At 66.7% G+C, this 14235-nt stretch carries 12 protein-coding genes; 8 read left to right on the forward strand and 4 right to left on the reverse strand.

Annotation, left to right across the window (positions count from 1 at the left end):
- The first annotated feature begins 102 nt into the window (after positions 1–102).
- Positions 103–1023 (forward strand): LysR family transcriptional regulator, encoded by a 921-nt coding sequence (locus ACN8ZM_RS02285; RefSeq protein ID WP_174958786.1) that lies wholly within the window; start codon positions 103–105, stop codon positions 1021–1023.
- A 159-nt stretch (positions 1024–1182) separates the two neighbouring features.
- On the opposite strand, the gene ACN8ZM_RS02290 is transcribed toward ACN8ZM_RS02285, so the two are convergent.
- Positions 1183–3366 (reverse strand): M1 family metallopeptidase, encoded by a 2184-nt coding sequence (locus ACN8ZM_RS02290; RefSeq protein ID WP_420210487.1) that lies wholly within the window; start codon positions 3364–3366, stop codon positions 1183–1185.
- Between the two features lie 640 nt (positions 3367–4006).
- Between ACN8ZM_RS02290 and ACN8ZM_RS02295 the strand changes: the two genes are divergently transcribed.
- From ACN8ZM_RS02295 to ACN8ZM_RS02305, 3 genes are all read left to right on the forward strand, one after another.
- Entirely contained in the window at positions 4007–4501 is a 495-nt protein-coding gene (locus ACN8ZM_RS02295; protein WP_043191620.1) for an LEA type 2 family protein, read from the forward strand.
- A gap of 138 nt (positions 4502–4639) precedes the next feature.
- Positions 4640–5773, forward strand: coding sequence for a methyltransferase (locus ACN8ZM_RS02300; RefSeq protein WP_420210488.1), 1134 nt, complete (start codon positions 4640–4642; stop codon positions 5771–5773).
- An 89-nt stretch (positions 5774–5862) separates the two neighbouring features.
- Positions 5863–6750 (forward strand): class I SAM-dependent methyltransferase, encoded by an 888-nt coding sequence (locus ACN8ZM_RS02305; RefSeq protein WP_420210489.1) that lies wholly within the window; start codon positions 5863–5865, stop codon positions 6748–6750.
- Between the two features lie 81 nt (positions 6751–6831).
- On the opposite strand, the gene ACN8ZM_RS02310 is transcribed toward ACN8ZM_RS02305, so the two are convergent.
- Both ACN8ZM_RS02310 and ACN8ZM_RS02315 read right to left on the reverse strand, forming a co-directional pair.
- Positions 6832–7404: a DUF1415 domain-containing protein gene (locus tag ACN8ZM_RS02310; protein ID WP_041492730.1), complete on the reverse strand. Its 573-nt coding sequence runs from the start codon at positions 7402–7404 to the stop codon at positions 6832–6834.
- Between the two features lie 55 nt (positions 7405–7459).
- Positions 7460–8080: a TetR/AcrR family transcriptional regulator gene (locus ACN8ZM_RS02315; RefSeq protein WP_420210971.1), complete on the reverse strand. Its 621-nt coding sequence runs from the start codon at positions 8078–8080 to the stop codon at positions 7460–7462.
- A gap of 220 nt (positions 8081–8300) precedes the next feature.
- Between ACN8ZM_RS02315 and ACN8ZM_RS02320 the strand changes: the two genes are divergently transcribed.
- The 3 genes from ACN8ZM_RS02320 to ACN8ZM_RS02330 all read left to right on the forward strand — a co-directional run bounded on the left by ACN8ZM_RS02320 (position 8301) and on the right by ACN8ZM_RS02330 (position 11793).
- Complete coding sequence (locus tag ACN8ZM_RS02320; protein ID WP_420210490.1) at positions 8301–9584, forward strand: MFS transporter; 1284 nt, start codon at positions 8301–8303, stop codon at positions 9582–9584.
- Between the two features lie 164 nt (positions 9585–9748).
- The gene (locus ACN8ZM_RS02325) at positions 9749–10354 is read left to right on the forward strand and encodes a nitroreductase family protein (protein WP_089449816.1); all 606 of its coding nucleotides are present in this window, start codon (positions 9749–9751) and stop codon (positions 10352–10354) included.
- 188 nt (positions 10355–10542) lie between these two features.
- A complete protein-coding gene (locus ACN8ZM_RS02330; protein ID WP_205823536.1) occupies positions 10543–11793 on the forward strand; it encodes an Hsp70 family protein in 1251 nt (416 codons plus the stop codon).
- A gap of 99 nt (positions 11794–11892) precedes the next feature.
- Here ACN8ZM_RS02330 and ACN8ZM_RS02335 read toward each other — a convergent pair whose 3' ends face one another.
- On the reverse strand, positions 11893–12096 hold the full coding sequence (locus tag ACN8ZM_RS02335; protein WP_006477070.1) for a cold-shock protein: 204 nt from the start codon (positions 12094–12096) through the stop codon (positions 11893–11895).
- A 420-nt stretch (positions 12097–12516) separates the two neighbouring features.
- On the opposite strand from ACN8ZM_RS02335, the gene ACN8ZM_RS02340 reads away from it, so the two are divergent.
- Positions 12517–14115: an APC family permease gene (locus ACN8ZM_RS02340; protein WP_043191605.1), complete on the forward strand. Its 1599-nt coding sequence runs from the start codon at positions 12517–12519 to the stop codon at positions 14113–14115.
- Positions 14116–14235: the final 120 nt, after the last annotated feature.

Below are 14235 nucleotides of genomic sequence, written 5' to 3' on the forward strand. Positions count from 1 at the left end.
GAAAAGGATGAATGCAGTCTAGTCGGCCCGGTTTGACGCGGAAACCTGCAAAGGCGGATGATTGTTTTGCGATAGACGCATAGCCAACTCCGAAGGCCCTGAATGGACGATTTCCTTTCCCCGCATCTGGCGCTGTTCGTCGACGTGGTCGACCAGCAGAGTTTCTCGGCGGCCGCACGCCGGCTGGGCGTCGCCGCGTCGTCGGTCACGCGACGCATCGACCGGCTCGAGACGCAGCTCGGCATCCGTCTGCTGCATCGCACCACGCACGCGCTGCGGCCGACCGAGGCCGGGCAGTTGCTGTACGGGCGCGCGACACGGATGCTGGCCGAGCTGCGTGGCCTGCAGGAAGACCTGCACAGCCAGCACGACGAGCCGAGCGGGCTGCTGCGCGTCGACTGTCCGGCGCCGTTCGGCCGGCGGCACCTGATGGCCGCGCTGGCCGCGTTCATGCAGCGTCATCCGGCGCTGCAGGTCGACCTGGTGCTGACCGACAGCATGGTCGACCTGCAGGGCGCGCGGCTCGGCTCCGACGTCGATCTCGCGGTGCGCATCGGCCCGCTCGAGGACACGCGCTTCGTTGCGACCGTGCTGGCGCCGCAGCGGCGCGTGCTGTGCGCGAGCGCGGCGTATCTGGCGCGGCGCGGCGAGCCCGAGTCGCCCGACGCGCTCGCCGGGCACGATTGCCTCGCGTGGCACGGTGCGCCGCCACCAGGCGCGTGGCGCTTCGGCGAGCGCCGCCACGTGCCGGCGCAGCCGCGGTTTCGCAGCAATCATTCGGAAGCGTTGCTCGAAGCCGCGATCGACGGGCTCGGCCTCGCGCACCTGCCGACCTGGCTCGCGGGGGACGCACTGCGCGACGGACGCTTGCGCGCGGTGCTGCCGCAGTTCGCGGCGGCGCCCGAGCAGGCGACGATCCACGTGTTGCGCCAGCAGGCGCGCGGCACCGCCCGCGCGTCGCGGCTCGTCGCGTTCCTCGCGACCTGGTTCGCGCAGCCGGCGTGGGATGCCGCGTGGGCATGACGGCGGCGGCGGGTGTCGCGTTGCGGGGCCGGATGAGCGCCAGGCATAAAAACGCCGGGCATAAAAAAGGGCCTCGCATGCGAGGCCCGTCAAAGGTCGGAGAAGCCGGTACGCCGGCCGGCAGCCGTGGGCTGCGCGGCACCGGCCGGATGCGCACCGTTACTGCGTCACTACCTTGCGCGGCTTGAAGATGCCCTGGTAGTGCAGTGCCGGGCGTTCCTTCGTCACCGGCTCGATGCCGTCGAAGGTCGGCGTCTGGCGCAGCTTCATCGCGGCCGGCGAAGCGACCGAGCCGATCGACGTCGAGCGCGAAGCCGGCGCGAGGTTGTTCGCGACGAGCAGCGCGGCCTCGCTCTGCAGGTTCGACAGCAGCACCGGATCGGTCGAGCGGTTGATCTGCGTGAGCAGCCCGCTCCAGGCCGCGTCGCTGTAGTTCACGACGTAGTAGTCGAGCCCGCTCGGGTCGGCCACCACGCCCGTGCAACCGTCGACGCGCGTTTGCGTCTGCGTATCCTTCAGCGCGAGCGTCGTGCGTTTCGCGAGACCCTGGCCGTACGCGAGCGTGATCGGCACCGTCCACTGCAGGCCCGGATACGCGTTCTTGTTCGGGAACGGCTGCTGTTTCAGCGTGACGATCGTCTGGTTCTTCGTCAGGTCGCACTGCGTGTCGAGCGAGATCAGCGGCACGCCGGTCTGGCGGACGTAGCTGTCGCCGATCGGGCCGATTGCCTGGCCGCTTTCCTTCGACAGCGCATCCCACAAGCGCTTCGGCGTGCCATTGCCGAACGAGTAGTCGACCAGGTATTGCTGCAGCCCCTTGCGCAGCGTCTGTTCGCCGAGATAGTTCTCGAGCGTCTTCAGCACGTGGCCGCCCTTGTCGTACGTGAACGCGCTGGCGCTCAGCACGAAGTCGTTCGACGCCCAGCCGTTGAAGTTCGGCGCGACCGGGAACGCGTTCGAGCCGATATCACGATTGATCACGCGGTACTTGTTCTTCACCTGGTCGAGCCAGCTGAACTCGTTGGGGAAGAACTGGATCGTCGTCTTCGTCTCGAAGAACGTCGCGAACGATTCGTTGAGCCACACGTTGTCCCACCAGTCGGCCGTGACGAGATCGCCGAACCACTGGTGCGCGACTTCGTGCGTCAGCACCTCGTTGCCGTAGTGCGACATCGGCTGGCCCGGCTGCGGCAGGATGTCGTCGGCGAACTCGAGGATCGACCCCCAGTTCTCCATCCCGCCGAAGTTCAGGTCCTTCTGCGCCTTGAACGCGTCGTTCGCGGCCACCGTGTCGAACTTCGTGAGCGGCAGGGCAATGCCCGTGTAGCGATAGTAGAAGTCGAGCGCCTGCTTGGTGCGGTCCATCGCCGGCTTCGCCCAGTCGCTCATGCCCGGCGGCGTAAACACGCGCAGGTGCAGGCCGCCCTTGCCGCCCGGCAGCGGGCTCGTGAAGTCGTCCTCGTAGGTGTCGAACAGGCCGCCGCCGAAGAACAGCAGGTACGACGGCATCGGCGGGGTCTTGTCGAATTGCACGAGCTTGTAGCCGCCGCCGACGTTGGTCGACGGCTTCTCGGCCGCGTTCGACACGACACGCCAGCTCTGCGGCACTTCGGCCGTCACTTCATAGGTCGGGCGGAACGCCGGCTCGTCCCAGCCCGGGAACCACTGGCGCGACAGGTTGGTTTCGCCTTGCGTCAGGATCGCGCCGCTCGTCTTGCCGTCGGTGCCCTTCAGGTCGACGCGGAAGATGCCTTCCGCGGCCGAGCAGCCCGGATACGGATCGTCGCCGCAGCTGCCGCCCGTCTTCGCGACCGGATCGTCATACGACTTGAAGTTGATGATGCCCGACCACTCCATGTGCAGCGAATAGTTGCCCGGCGCGATCGAGCCGCTCACGGGGCGCAGCTGATAGTAGTCGCCCTTGTCCTGTGGCGTCGCGATCAGTTGGATGTTGCCCGGCTGCAGCGTGAGGCGGCCGTTCGTGAACTTGATCCGGTGGCCGGCGATCACGATGTTGTTGACCGGCTTCAGCACCTTGATCTCGACGTCGGCGCGGCCGTCGAACGCGTTCAGCGCTTCGTTCGGGCGGAACCACAGCCGGTAGTTCACGGGCACCACGGTGTCCGGCAACTCGACAGGCGATACGCTCTTGTCGACGTTGGATGCGGCCGGCGGCGGTGCGCTCGGCGGCGCGGTGACGGTGGGCGACGAGCCCGATTGCGGCGCGCCGGCGGAGCTGAGCGCGGAAGCCGAGCCCGGGCCGCCGTCGTCACCGCCGCACCCGGCGAGCGCGAGTGCGGCGACGAGCGGCAGATAACGCATCTTGCGAATGTCGATCGACATGACTGAAACCTCGATTGTTGAAAGAATCGTTCAGTGCTGCGAAAACGCCGGCAAAAGCAATCCCCTCGCCGTTAATCAACAGCGATAAAAATGCCAATGACGGATTATTCGAAAAGATGGCGGCCGACTACGTGAAGGTAATCATGGTTTACTGCCCCCTCTGAATTTCCGGATGTCGGTTAACTTGCCGGTTCAAAATGGTCGGGCGCGTGTTGTACTGAATTGATTTCGCGCGCACGACACGGAGCGGCACGCCTGGTGCGGGCGCGCAATCTCCTTGAACAGACGACCTACGGGGCTGGCCGGGCCTGGTCGCAGGATGGCAGGAAGGCGTGTCGCCATTCCGTAAAATCACCGTCATGCGGCTTCAAGGTTTGTCGGCTTGCTCGAAGGATGCGTAAATATACTTGATGGTTTTAGGTAAAGGAAACGAAAAATTTAGAAATTGCATCTATTGAATTCGGCGTGCTTCATTGAATGCTGGAAAGCATTAATGCGCTTTCCGTTTGACTGGTATTTTCGTAGTTTTAATCTATTAACGATCTCGCGTGGTGGCGAAAACTACGAAACCCGGCGTATGGGGGCGCTCGGTACAATGCGGTGACGATCCGCTTACTGATTGCCGCGAGGAGGCCCTCCCATGTCACGAGCCCTGTTCCGTATCGCGCCGCTGCGCGCCGTGCTGATGCTGTTCGCCGCCGTGCTCCTGCTCGGCGGTTGCGCGGGGCTGACGCGCGATCCCGTGCGCGTGTCGGTCGCCGGGCTCGACCCGCTCGTCGGGCAGGGCCTCGAGATGCGTTTCAGCCTGAAGCTGCGCGTGCAGAACCCGAACGACGCGCCGATCGAATACGACGGCATCTCGGTCGCGCTCGACCTGAACGGCACGCCGTTCGCGAGCGGCGTCAGCGATCGCTCGGGTACCGTGCCGCGTTTCGGCGAGGCCGTGCTCGACGTGCCGGTTTCCGTGTCGGCCTTCGCCGCCGCGCGACAGGCGTGGAACCTGCCCGGCGCGGCTGCGAACGGCGAGCTGCCGTATGCGCTGCGCGGCCGGCTCGCGGGCGGCGTGCTCGGCACCGTGCACTTCAACGATGCCGGTACGCTACGCCTGCCCGCGATGCCGGGGTGGGGCGGCTGAGCCGGGTGAGCGCGGCGGCGCGCGGCGCGGGCCGGCCCCCGTGCTTTGCCGCGCGGGCAAAGCGCGGTATGGTGTGAGCCGCGCGGCGCCCGAAATACGGTCGCGCCGCCCGTTGAAGCCAACCGTAACCGAGTTCGCGTGACCGATTCCCCTGTTTTCCACTGGACCGACGCCGACGGCGCCGATCATGCCGTGCGCTGGCGCTCCGAAGCCGGCGTGCAACCGCCGAAGCGCGCGGTGCCCGCCGACGACCGTCTCACAGCCGACGCGGCCTACCGCCTTGCCTGCGAGGGCACTGCGCTCGTCTGGCAGGGCGACTTCCAGAATGCGCGCCAGCTCGTACAGGCGATGGCGCGCCGTGTCGAGCGCAAGCCGAAGAAGGCGAAAGCCGCGGCCGGCGTCGACGCATTCAACCTGCATCGTCTCGCGCAGTCGCAGCGCGCCCGCACGCTCGGGATGCTGCTGATCCCGCTCGATGCCGACTACACGATCCCGCTGCGCCGCGCGCCCGACGTGCGTGCCGCGTGCGAAGAGGCGTACGGGCCTGGCGGCGCGCCGTCGGTCGTGTCGCTGCGCGAACTGCTCGGCCTCGTTGGCGCGCATGAATGGCGCAAGAAAGGCGTGGCGATCCCGGCGCTCGGCGGCGCGGCGATCCACCCGCACTACGGCGTGTTCTCGCCGGTGCGCGGCGAATACGTCGATCTCGTCGCGCGCGCGCCGCTGCCGGCGACGTCGCTCGCGTTCGACATCGGCACGGGCACCGGCGTGCTGGCGGCCGTGCTGGCGTCACGCGGCGTCGCGCGCGTCGTCGCGACCGACCAGGATCCGCGGGCGCTCGCCTGTGCGCGCGAGAACGTCGACCGGCTCGGTCACGCGGATCGCGTCGAGATCGTCGAAGCCGACCTGTTTCCGGCCGGCCGTGCGCCGCTCGTGGTCTGCAACCCGCCGTGGGTGCCGGCCCGGCCGAGCGCACCGATCGAATACGCGGTCTACGATCCGGACAGCCGCATGCTGCGTGGCTTCCTCGCGGGGCTCGCCGCGCACCTCGAGCCCGGCGGCGAAGGCTGGCTGATCCTGTCCGATTTCGCCGAGCATCTCGGCCTGCGGTCGCGCGACACGCTGCTGCAATGGATCGACGAAGCGGGCCTGGTCGTGCTCGGCCGCGACGACATCCGCCCCGTGCACCCGAAGGCGATGGACGCCGACGATCCGCTGCACGCGGCACGCCAGGCCGAGGTCACGTCGCTCTGGCGGCTCGGCGCACGAGCCTGACCGCGTATTTTCGGTAAACTATCGCCATTCCTCACGAATTCCCGCCGCCGGGCCGTGGTCGACCGACCGTGGCCCGGCGCCGCATCACGATGTCGAACAAGACCCACGAAATCCGCCCGGAGCAGTCCGTCGAGCTGCTGAAGGAACTGCACATCCTCACCCGCGACGGCAAGCTGAACCAGGACAGCCGCCGCAAGCTGAAGCAGGTCTATCACCTGTTCCAGTTCATCGAGCCGCTGCTCGCCAGCGTGCAGGCCGACCGTGGCAGCGTGACGCTCGTCGATCACGGCGCCGGCAAGTCGTATCTCGGTTTCATCCTGTACGACCTGTTCTTCAAGCAGCAGCCGGGGCACGGCACGCCGGCGTTCGCGTCGCACGTGTACGGGATCGAGACCCGCGAGGAGCTGGTCACGCGCTCGGCCGAGCTGGCCGCCCGGCTCGGGTTCGGCGGCATGTCGTTCCTGAACCTGTCGGTGGCCGATTCGATCACGTCGCCGGCATTGCCTGAAACGGTCGACGTCGTCACCGCGCTGCACGCGTGCGACACGGCGACCGACGACGCGATCCGCTTCGCGCTCGCGAAGCGCGCGCAGCACATCGTGCTGGTGCCGTGCTGCCAGGCGGAGGTCGCAGGGGTGCTGCGCAAGAACAAGGGCAAGTCGCTCGCGAACGCGCTGACGGAAGTGTGGCGGCATCCGCTCCATACGCGCGAATTCGGCAGCCAGATCACCAACGTGCTGCGCTGCCTGCAGCTCGAAGCGCACGGCTACCAGGTCAGCGTGACCGAGCTGGTCGGCTGGGAGCACTCGATGAAGAACGAGCTGATCATCGCGCAGTACAAGAACCTGCCGCGCCGGCGGCCCGGCGAGCGGTTGAACGAGATTCTCGGGATGTTCGGGCTCGCCGAGCTGAACGAGCGCTTCTTCGTGCCGGAAGCGGCGGCGGGCGGCGAGGCCGTCGAACCGGCCGCAGGCTGACACGCGGGGCGGGCACGCCGCGCCGCGCCGCTGTCAGTGCGTCGCGCGGTGCACGTTGCCCGCCGCCCGTTGCACGTCGCGTCAGACGTCGTCGCCCGGCCGGCGCATCCATTCGCGCCAGCCATCGTGGCCGAGGCGGCGCAGCGTTTCCTGATTCTTTTCGTAGATCGCGGACGCGTCCGGGAACGCGTCGACCGCGCGCGCAATGCTGTCCTCGCGCAGCAGGTGCAGGATCGGATACGGCGCGCGGTTCGTGTAGTTCTCGATGTCGTCGGGCTCGCTGCCTTCGAACCGGTAGTCCGGATGGAAGCTCGCGATCTGCAGCACGCCGTCGAGCCGCAGCTGCCGCACCAGCCGGTCGGCAAAGAACAGCGCATCGTTGTAGTCGATGAAATCGGCGAACGCATGCGGGAAGATCACTAGCGTCGTGTCGACCTGCTGCGGGTCGGCCGCGTCGAGCGCGCGCAGCTCCGTTTCGAGTTCGGCGAGCGCGTCTTCCAGCGTCGTCGCTTCGCTGATCGCGTAGCGCACCTGTTCCTTCACATAGACGCTTTTCGCGAACGGGCACAGATTGAGCCCGATCACCGCGCGCGCGAGCCAGTGCCGTGTGGCGGCGAGGATGTCATCGTGCGATTCGGGGCGGGTGTCGGTCATCGTGAAACCAGTCGGGCGGAAGGGCGGCGAGGGCCGCATTGTAGCGGGCGCGCCGTCACGCGCAGGCGGCTTCGATCAACTGCGTGACGAGCGCGGGGGCGACGCCGATCGGCGTTTCGCCGTGCCGATAGGTCTGGCTTGCCGCGTAGATGCCTTCGATCACCAGCGCGAGCGAGTCGGCGAGCGCCTGCGGCTGCCGCGCGCCGGCGCTTTCGCACAGTTCGACGAGCCGCTTCATCAGCTGTTCCTTGTTCTGCGCGACGCGTTCGCGCGCCGGGTGCGACGCATCCGGGAATTCGGCGGCCACGTTGACGAACGGGCAGCCGCGGTAATCCTTCTGCGTCGCGCGCTCGGCGAGATCGACGAAATACTGGATCAGCTGCGCTTTCGGCTGGCCAGGGTGTTTCGCGACGCTCGTATTGAAGCGGTCGAAGAAACACGCATCCATCCGCTCCAGATACGCGAGGATCAGCTCGTCCTTCGACGAGAACTGGCGATACAGGCTCATCTTGTTGACGCCCGCGCGCTCCACGACCGCCTCGACGCCCACCGTCCGAACGCCTTCCTTGTAAAACAGCTCCTCGGCGGCGCGCAGCAGGTGCTCCTGCGCGGTGGCGCCGTCGATCGGCCGGCGCGTGCGGCGCGCCAGCGGTTTGGCGATCTCGATGCCCGACATGATGACCCTCGACTGCATAGTGAATTGCTTGACATGTTACCGATTGGTCACTACGATCGCAACACACTTGTGACCGGTCGGTAACAATGCCGATCGGATCGACAGACAAATGCCAAGCGTCGGCCCGGGTCAGCCGATGCAGCGTGCGGCGGAGGTGGCCTGGCTGGGCAGGGCGGAACGGGTGCGGAGGCGCCGGAGCCGCCAACAGGAGAACGCGAAGATGAACTGGGCGGTGACACGAATCGGCGGGCGCTTCCACTACGGATGGCTCGCGGCGGCGGTGGTATTCCTGATCCTGCTGGCGGCGGCCGGCACGCGCGCGACGCCGAGCGTGCTGATGGTGCCGCTCGAGCGCGAGCTCGGCTGGAGCCGCGCGGCGATCTCGCTGGCAATCTCGGTGAACATCGCGCTGTACGGACTGACGGGCCCGTTCGCGGCCGCCGCGATGCAGCGCTTCGGGCTGCGCCCGACGATTCTCGTCGCGCTCGTGACGATGAGCGCGGGCGTCGCGCTGTCGTCGATGATGACGCAGAGCTGGCAGATGGTGGTGATCTGGGGCCTGATGGTCGGCTGCTCGACGGGCGTCGTCGCGCTGACGTTGTCCGCAACCTTCGTCACGCGCTGGTTCCATGCGCGGCGCGGCCTCGTGATGGGGATCCTGACCGCGAGCACGGCCACCGGCCAGCTCGTGTTCCTGCCGATGCTCGCGGCGATCGCGCAGCGCCATGGCTGGCGGCCGGTCGTGCTGGTCGTCGCGGTCGCGGCCGCGATCGTGATTCCGCTCGTGGCGTTCCTGTTGCCCGAACGGCCGGCCGACTTGCAACTGCGCCCGTACGGCGAGCCGGCCGATGCGCCGCCCGCGCCCGAGGCGGAGAAGGAGAACCCGCTCACGGTCGCGTTCCGTACGCTGCTGACGGCGAGCCGTTCGCGCGATTTCTGGCTGCTGTTCTTCAGCTTCTTCATCTGCGGCGCGAGCACCAACGGTTACGTCGGCACGCACCTGATCGCGATGTGCAGCGATTACGGGATGACCGAAGTGCAGGGCGCATCGCTGCTCGCCGCGATGGGCGTATTCGACCTGTTCGGCACGACGCTGTCGGGCTGGCTGTCCGACCGCTACGACAATCGCGTGCTGTTGTTCTGGTACTACGGGCTGCGCGGGTTGTCGCTGATCTACCTGCCGCACGCGTTCGGGATCGATTTCTTCGGGCTGCCGCTGTTCGCGATGTTCTACGGGCTCGACTGGATCGCGACCGTGCCGCCGACCGTGCGGCTTGCGACCGACGTGTTCGGCAAGGCCGCGGCGCCGGTCGTGTTCGGCTGGATCGTCGCCGGCCACCAGCTCGGCGCGGCGTTCGCGGCGCTCGGCGCCGGGCTGCTGCGGGCAAGCCTCGGTACCTACACGATCGCGTCGATGATCTCGGGCGGACTGTGCATCGTCGGCGCGCTGATCGTGCTGCGGATCAACCGCGGCCCGTCGCGCGCAGCCGCGCAGGCGGCCTGAGCGCGGCAATCCGGTGCCCCGGCTGGCCGCGCGGCGGGTGGCCGGCCAATGCACGCACGCAGATTTGCATAGCGCGGGAGGATCGGGCGCGCATCGGCTCAAGCGGGTATGCTTGCGGTTCGCCACGCGTTCGCGCCCCTTCATCGATGTCAGCGAGGATCCGCATGTCCGTCAAACCTGCTCCCACCACTGTTTCGATTCACGATCTGATCGCGGGCCGCTGGAGCCCGCGCGCGTATTCGGATGAACCCGTCAGCGCCGGCGATCTGCACGCGGTGTTCGAAGCCGCCCGCTGGGCGCCGTCCGCGTACAACGCGCAGCCGTGGCGTTTCATCGTATTCGACCGCACGCAGGACGAAGACGCGTTCAAGCGCGCGTTCGCGACGCTGGTGCCGTTCAACCAGGGCTGGAATGCGCCGGCGCCCGTGCTGATCGCGGTGACCGCGCATACGCTCACGTCGAAGGGCGAACCGGCGCCGACCGCGCTGTACGACGCGGGCGCCGCCGCGATGTCGCTGGTGCTGCAGGCCCACGCGCTGGGCCTGGCCGCCCACCAGATGAGCGGCTTCGACGCGAAGGCGTTCCGCGACGCGTTCGCGATTCCGGCCGACGTCGCGATTCCGGCGATCATCGCGCTCGGCCACTACGGCAACGTCGACAAGCTCGATCCCGTGCTGCGCGATCGCGAGAAGGCGCCGCGCACGCGTCATGCGCTCGGCGAGGTCGTCTATGCGAGCGCGTGGAAGAAGGGCTTCGACGCGGCAGCCTGACCGCCAGGCGGGCGGGCTGCGTCGCGCGTCCCGCCCCGCGTGTCTCCCGGCGCGCCAGGCTGCGTGCCGTCGCGATCGGGGCCCGTTGCGCGGGCACCGATGGCCAGCCCCGGTTGTGATCCCGCGGGCTTCATGTTAAAAAGCCCGTCCTTTCCGTTTTCGCGCCGGCCCTGCTGCGGCAACTTCCCATGACTTACTGCGCGATCGATTTCGGCACGTCCAATTCCGCCGTGGCGCTGCCCGACGGCGACGGCATGCGCCTCGCGCCCGTCGAGGGCGACCACCTGACGCTGCCCACCGCGATCTTCTTCAACAACGACGAAGAGACGGTCGAATACGGCCGTGCGGCGCTGGCTTCCTACATCGACGGTTTCGACGGCCGGCTGATGCGCTCGATGAAGAGCATCCTCGGCTCGCCGCTCGCGGAAACGACGACCGATCTCGGCGACGGCAGCGCGATCGCGTACACCGAAATCATCGCGCGCTTCCTGACGCACCTGAAGCGCAAGGCCGAAACCCGTGCGGGGGCGCCGATCGGCCGTGCGGTGCTCGGCCGGCCCGTGTTCTTCGTCGACGACGATCCGCGCGCCGACCGCCTCGCACAGGATCAACTCGAAGCCGCCGCGCGGTCGGTCGGCTTCGCGGACGTGCAATTCCAGTACGAACCGATCGCGGCCGCGTTCGACTACGAATCGCGCCAGCAGGCGGAGCGGCTCGTGCTCGTCGCCGACATCGGCGGCGGCACGTCCGACTTCTCGCTGGTACGCGTCGGGCCCGAGCGGATGGCGCGGCTCGAGCGCAAGGACGACGTGCTGGCCCACCACGGCGTGCACGTCGCGGGCACCGACTACGACCGGCGTGTCGAGCTGGCGGCGATCCTGCCCGCATTCGGCTACCGTTCGCTCGACCCCGAAGGGCGCGAGCTGCCGAACAAGATCTACTTCGATCTCGCCACCTGGCACCTGATCAACACGGTCTACACGCCGAAGCGGCTCGGCGAGCTGAAGCTGATGAAGCACCTGTACCGCGAGGTGCAGCAGTACGACCGGCTCACGAGCGTGGTCGAGCAGCGGCTCGGACATGCGCTGATGGCGCGTGCGGAAGAAGCGAAGATCGGCGTCGCGGCGGGAGGGGAGACGATGATCGACCTGAACGACGTGGAAGAGGATCTGCAGATCGCGTTCGATGCCGGCCGCCTCGTCGACGCGAGCCACGACGACACCGCGCGCATCGTCGACGCCGCCCGCGAGACGGTGCGGCTCGCGGGCGTTGCGCCGCGCGATGTCGGCGCGCTGTATTTCACCGGCGGTTCGACGGGCCTCGCGTTCCTGTCGGGCGCGCTCGCGGGTGCGTTCCCGGATGCGCAACCGGTGTTCGGCGATCGCCTCGCGAGTGTCGCGACGGGCCTCGGTATTCACGCGCAGCGACTATTCGGTTGAATGCGAGCGGCTAAAAGGCCGCCATGCCGGGCGACTGGCGCCGAAAAACAAAAAGCCCCGCCGAAGCGGGGCTTTTTTACACGAATAATCGCGCCAAGCTTAGACCGGACGGATGTTCGCAGCTTGCAGACCCTTCGGGCCCGTCTTCACTTCGAATTCAACCTTCTGGTTTTCTTGCAGCGTCTTGAAGCCTTCGACGCGGATTTCCGAGAAGTGCGCGAACAGATCGTCGCCGCCGCCTTCCGGGGTGATGAAGCCGAAGCCCTTTGCGTCATTGAACCACTTGACGGTACCGGTTGCCATGTTACTTGTTCCTAAAAAGATAAAACGGGGCCGAAGCCCATGGGGTGCGGAAAATCAAGGAAGGGGTAATAGGACCAACCGGAGTACCGTTGATGGGCGAACTACGAAAGAACCAATTCACTCGCCACTTGAAATCCTGCGAAGTCCTTTATACGGCTTATCAACCGCGTGGTCAACCGTATTTCCATTGACTCAGGGTTATTGCGTAGATCAGGTTTACAAAGCTTGCAAATGACGCGAATTTTTTGTAGGGGCCGATCGATTTTGGCGCCACGTTTCAGGTGCAACCGTTAAACTACGCGCCGCGTGGACGGGTTGCCCTGATCGGGTGACTCGCCCCCCCAAAATTGCGTGCGCGGTGCTGTCCGAGCCGATCCCGGACCGCGGGCCGACCATGCTTTTTGAGACACAGGAGAGGATGTGAAGAGTTCTATTCAACGGAACATCGGCCCGTTTGCATTGATGCTGACGGGGCTGGGTTCGATTATCGGCTCGGGCTGGCTGTTCGGCGCCTGGAAGGCCGCGAAGATTGCCGGTCCGGCGGCGATCTGCGCATGGATCATCGGCGCTGTCGTGATTCTTGCCATTGCACTGACGTACGCGGAATTGGGCGCGATGTTCCCCGAGTCGGGCGGGATGGTGCGCTACGCGCGCTACTCGCATGGTTCGCTGGTCGGCTTCATCAGCGCGTGGGCGAACTGGATCGCGATCGTATCCGTGATCCCGATCGAGGCTGAAGCGTCGATCCAGTACATGAGTACGTGGCCGTATCCCTGGGCGCACGCGCTGTTCGTGAACGGTGAGTTGACGGTACCCGGCCTGCTGCTGTCCGCGGTGCTGGTCGTCATCTACTTCCTGTTGAACTACTGGGGCGTGAAGGCGTTTGCCCGTGCGAACACCACGATCACGATCTTCAAGTTCCTGATCCCCGGCCTCACGATCCTCGGCCTGATGCTGACGAGCTACCATCCGGAGAACCTCGGCACGGCGTCGAACGCGACTTTCGCGCCGTACGGCTGGTCGGCGGTGCTGACCGCGGTCGCGACGAGCGGCATCGTGTTCGCGTTCAACGGCTTCCAGAGCCCGGTGAACCTCGCGGGCGAAGCGCGCAATCCGTCGCGCAGCGTGCCGTTCGCGGTGATCACGTCGATCCTGATCGCGCTCGTGATCTACGTGCTGCTGCAGATGGCGTATATCGGCTCGGTGAATCCGGCTGACGTCGCACAGGGCTGGTCGCACTTCAACTTCAAGTCGCCGTTCGCCGAACTGGCGATCGCGCTGAACCTGAACTGGCTTGCGATCCTGCTGTACGTCGACGCATTCGTCAGCCCGAGCGGCACCGGGACGACGTACATGGCGACGACCACCCGCATGATCTACGCGATGGAGCGCAACAACACGATGCCGAAGATGTTCGGCAACGTGCACCCGCTCTACGGCGTGCCGCGTCAGGCGATGTGGTTCAACCTGCTGGTCTCGTTCATCTTCCTGTTCTTCTTCCGCGGCTGGAGCTCGCTCGCGGCGGTGATCTCGGTTGCGACGGTGATCTCGTACCTGACCGGCCCGATCAGCCTGATGGCGCTGCGCCGTGCGGCGACCGACATCGAGCGTCCGCTGTCGATTCCGCTGATGAAGCTGATCGCGCCGTTCGCATTCGTCTGCGCATCGCTGATCCTGTACTGGGCGAAGTGGCCGCTGACGGGCGAGATCATCCTGCTGATGATCGTCGCGCTGCCGGTGTACTTCTACTTCCAGGCGAAGTCGGGCTGGACCGGCTGGGGTGACGACCTGAAGGCCGCCTGGTGGCTGGTCGCGTACCTGCCGACGATGGCCGTGCTGTCGCTGATCGGCAGCAAGGAGTTCGGCGGTCACGGCGTGCTGCCGTACGGCTGGGACATGCTGGTCGTCGCGGCAATCGCGCTGGTGTTCTACTTCTGGGGCGTGAGCACCGGCTACCGCACCAAGTATCTCGACGAGCGCGAGTCGCACGACGAGATCCTCGAAGGGGTCGGTGCCTGACGACGCCTGACCTGCCGCCGGAATCGGCGGCGGCAGCCAAGGCAAGAAAAAGCCCGCCCGAGCATCGCTCGGGCGGGCTTTTTCGTTGATGCGGGTGCCGCGCGCCGGTTGGCGCCGTGC

This window comes from Burkholderia aenigmatica (assembly GCF_048627025.1).
Classification (GTDB): Bacteria; Pseudomonadota; Gammaproteobacteria; order Burkholderiales; family Burkholderiaceae; genus Burkholderia; species Burkholderia aenigmatica.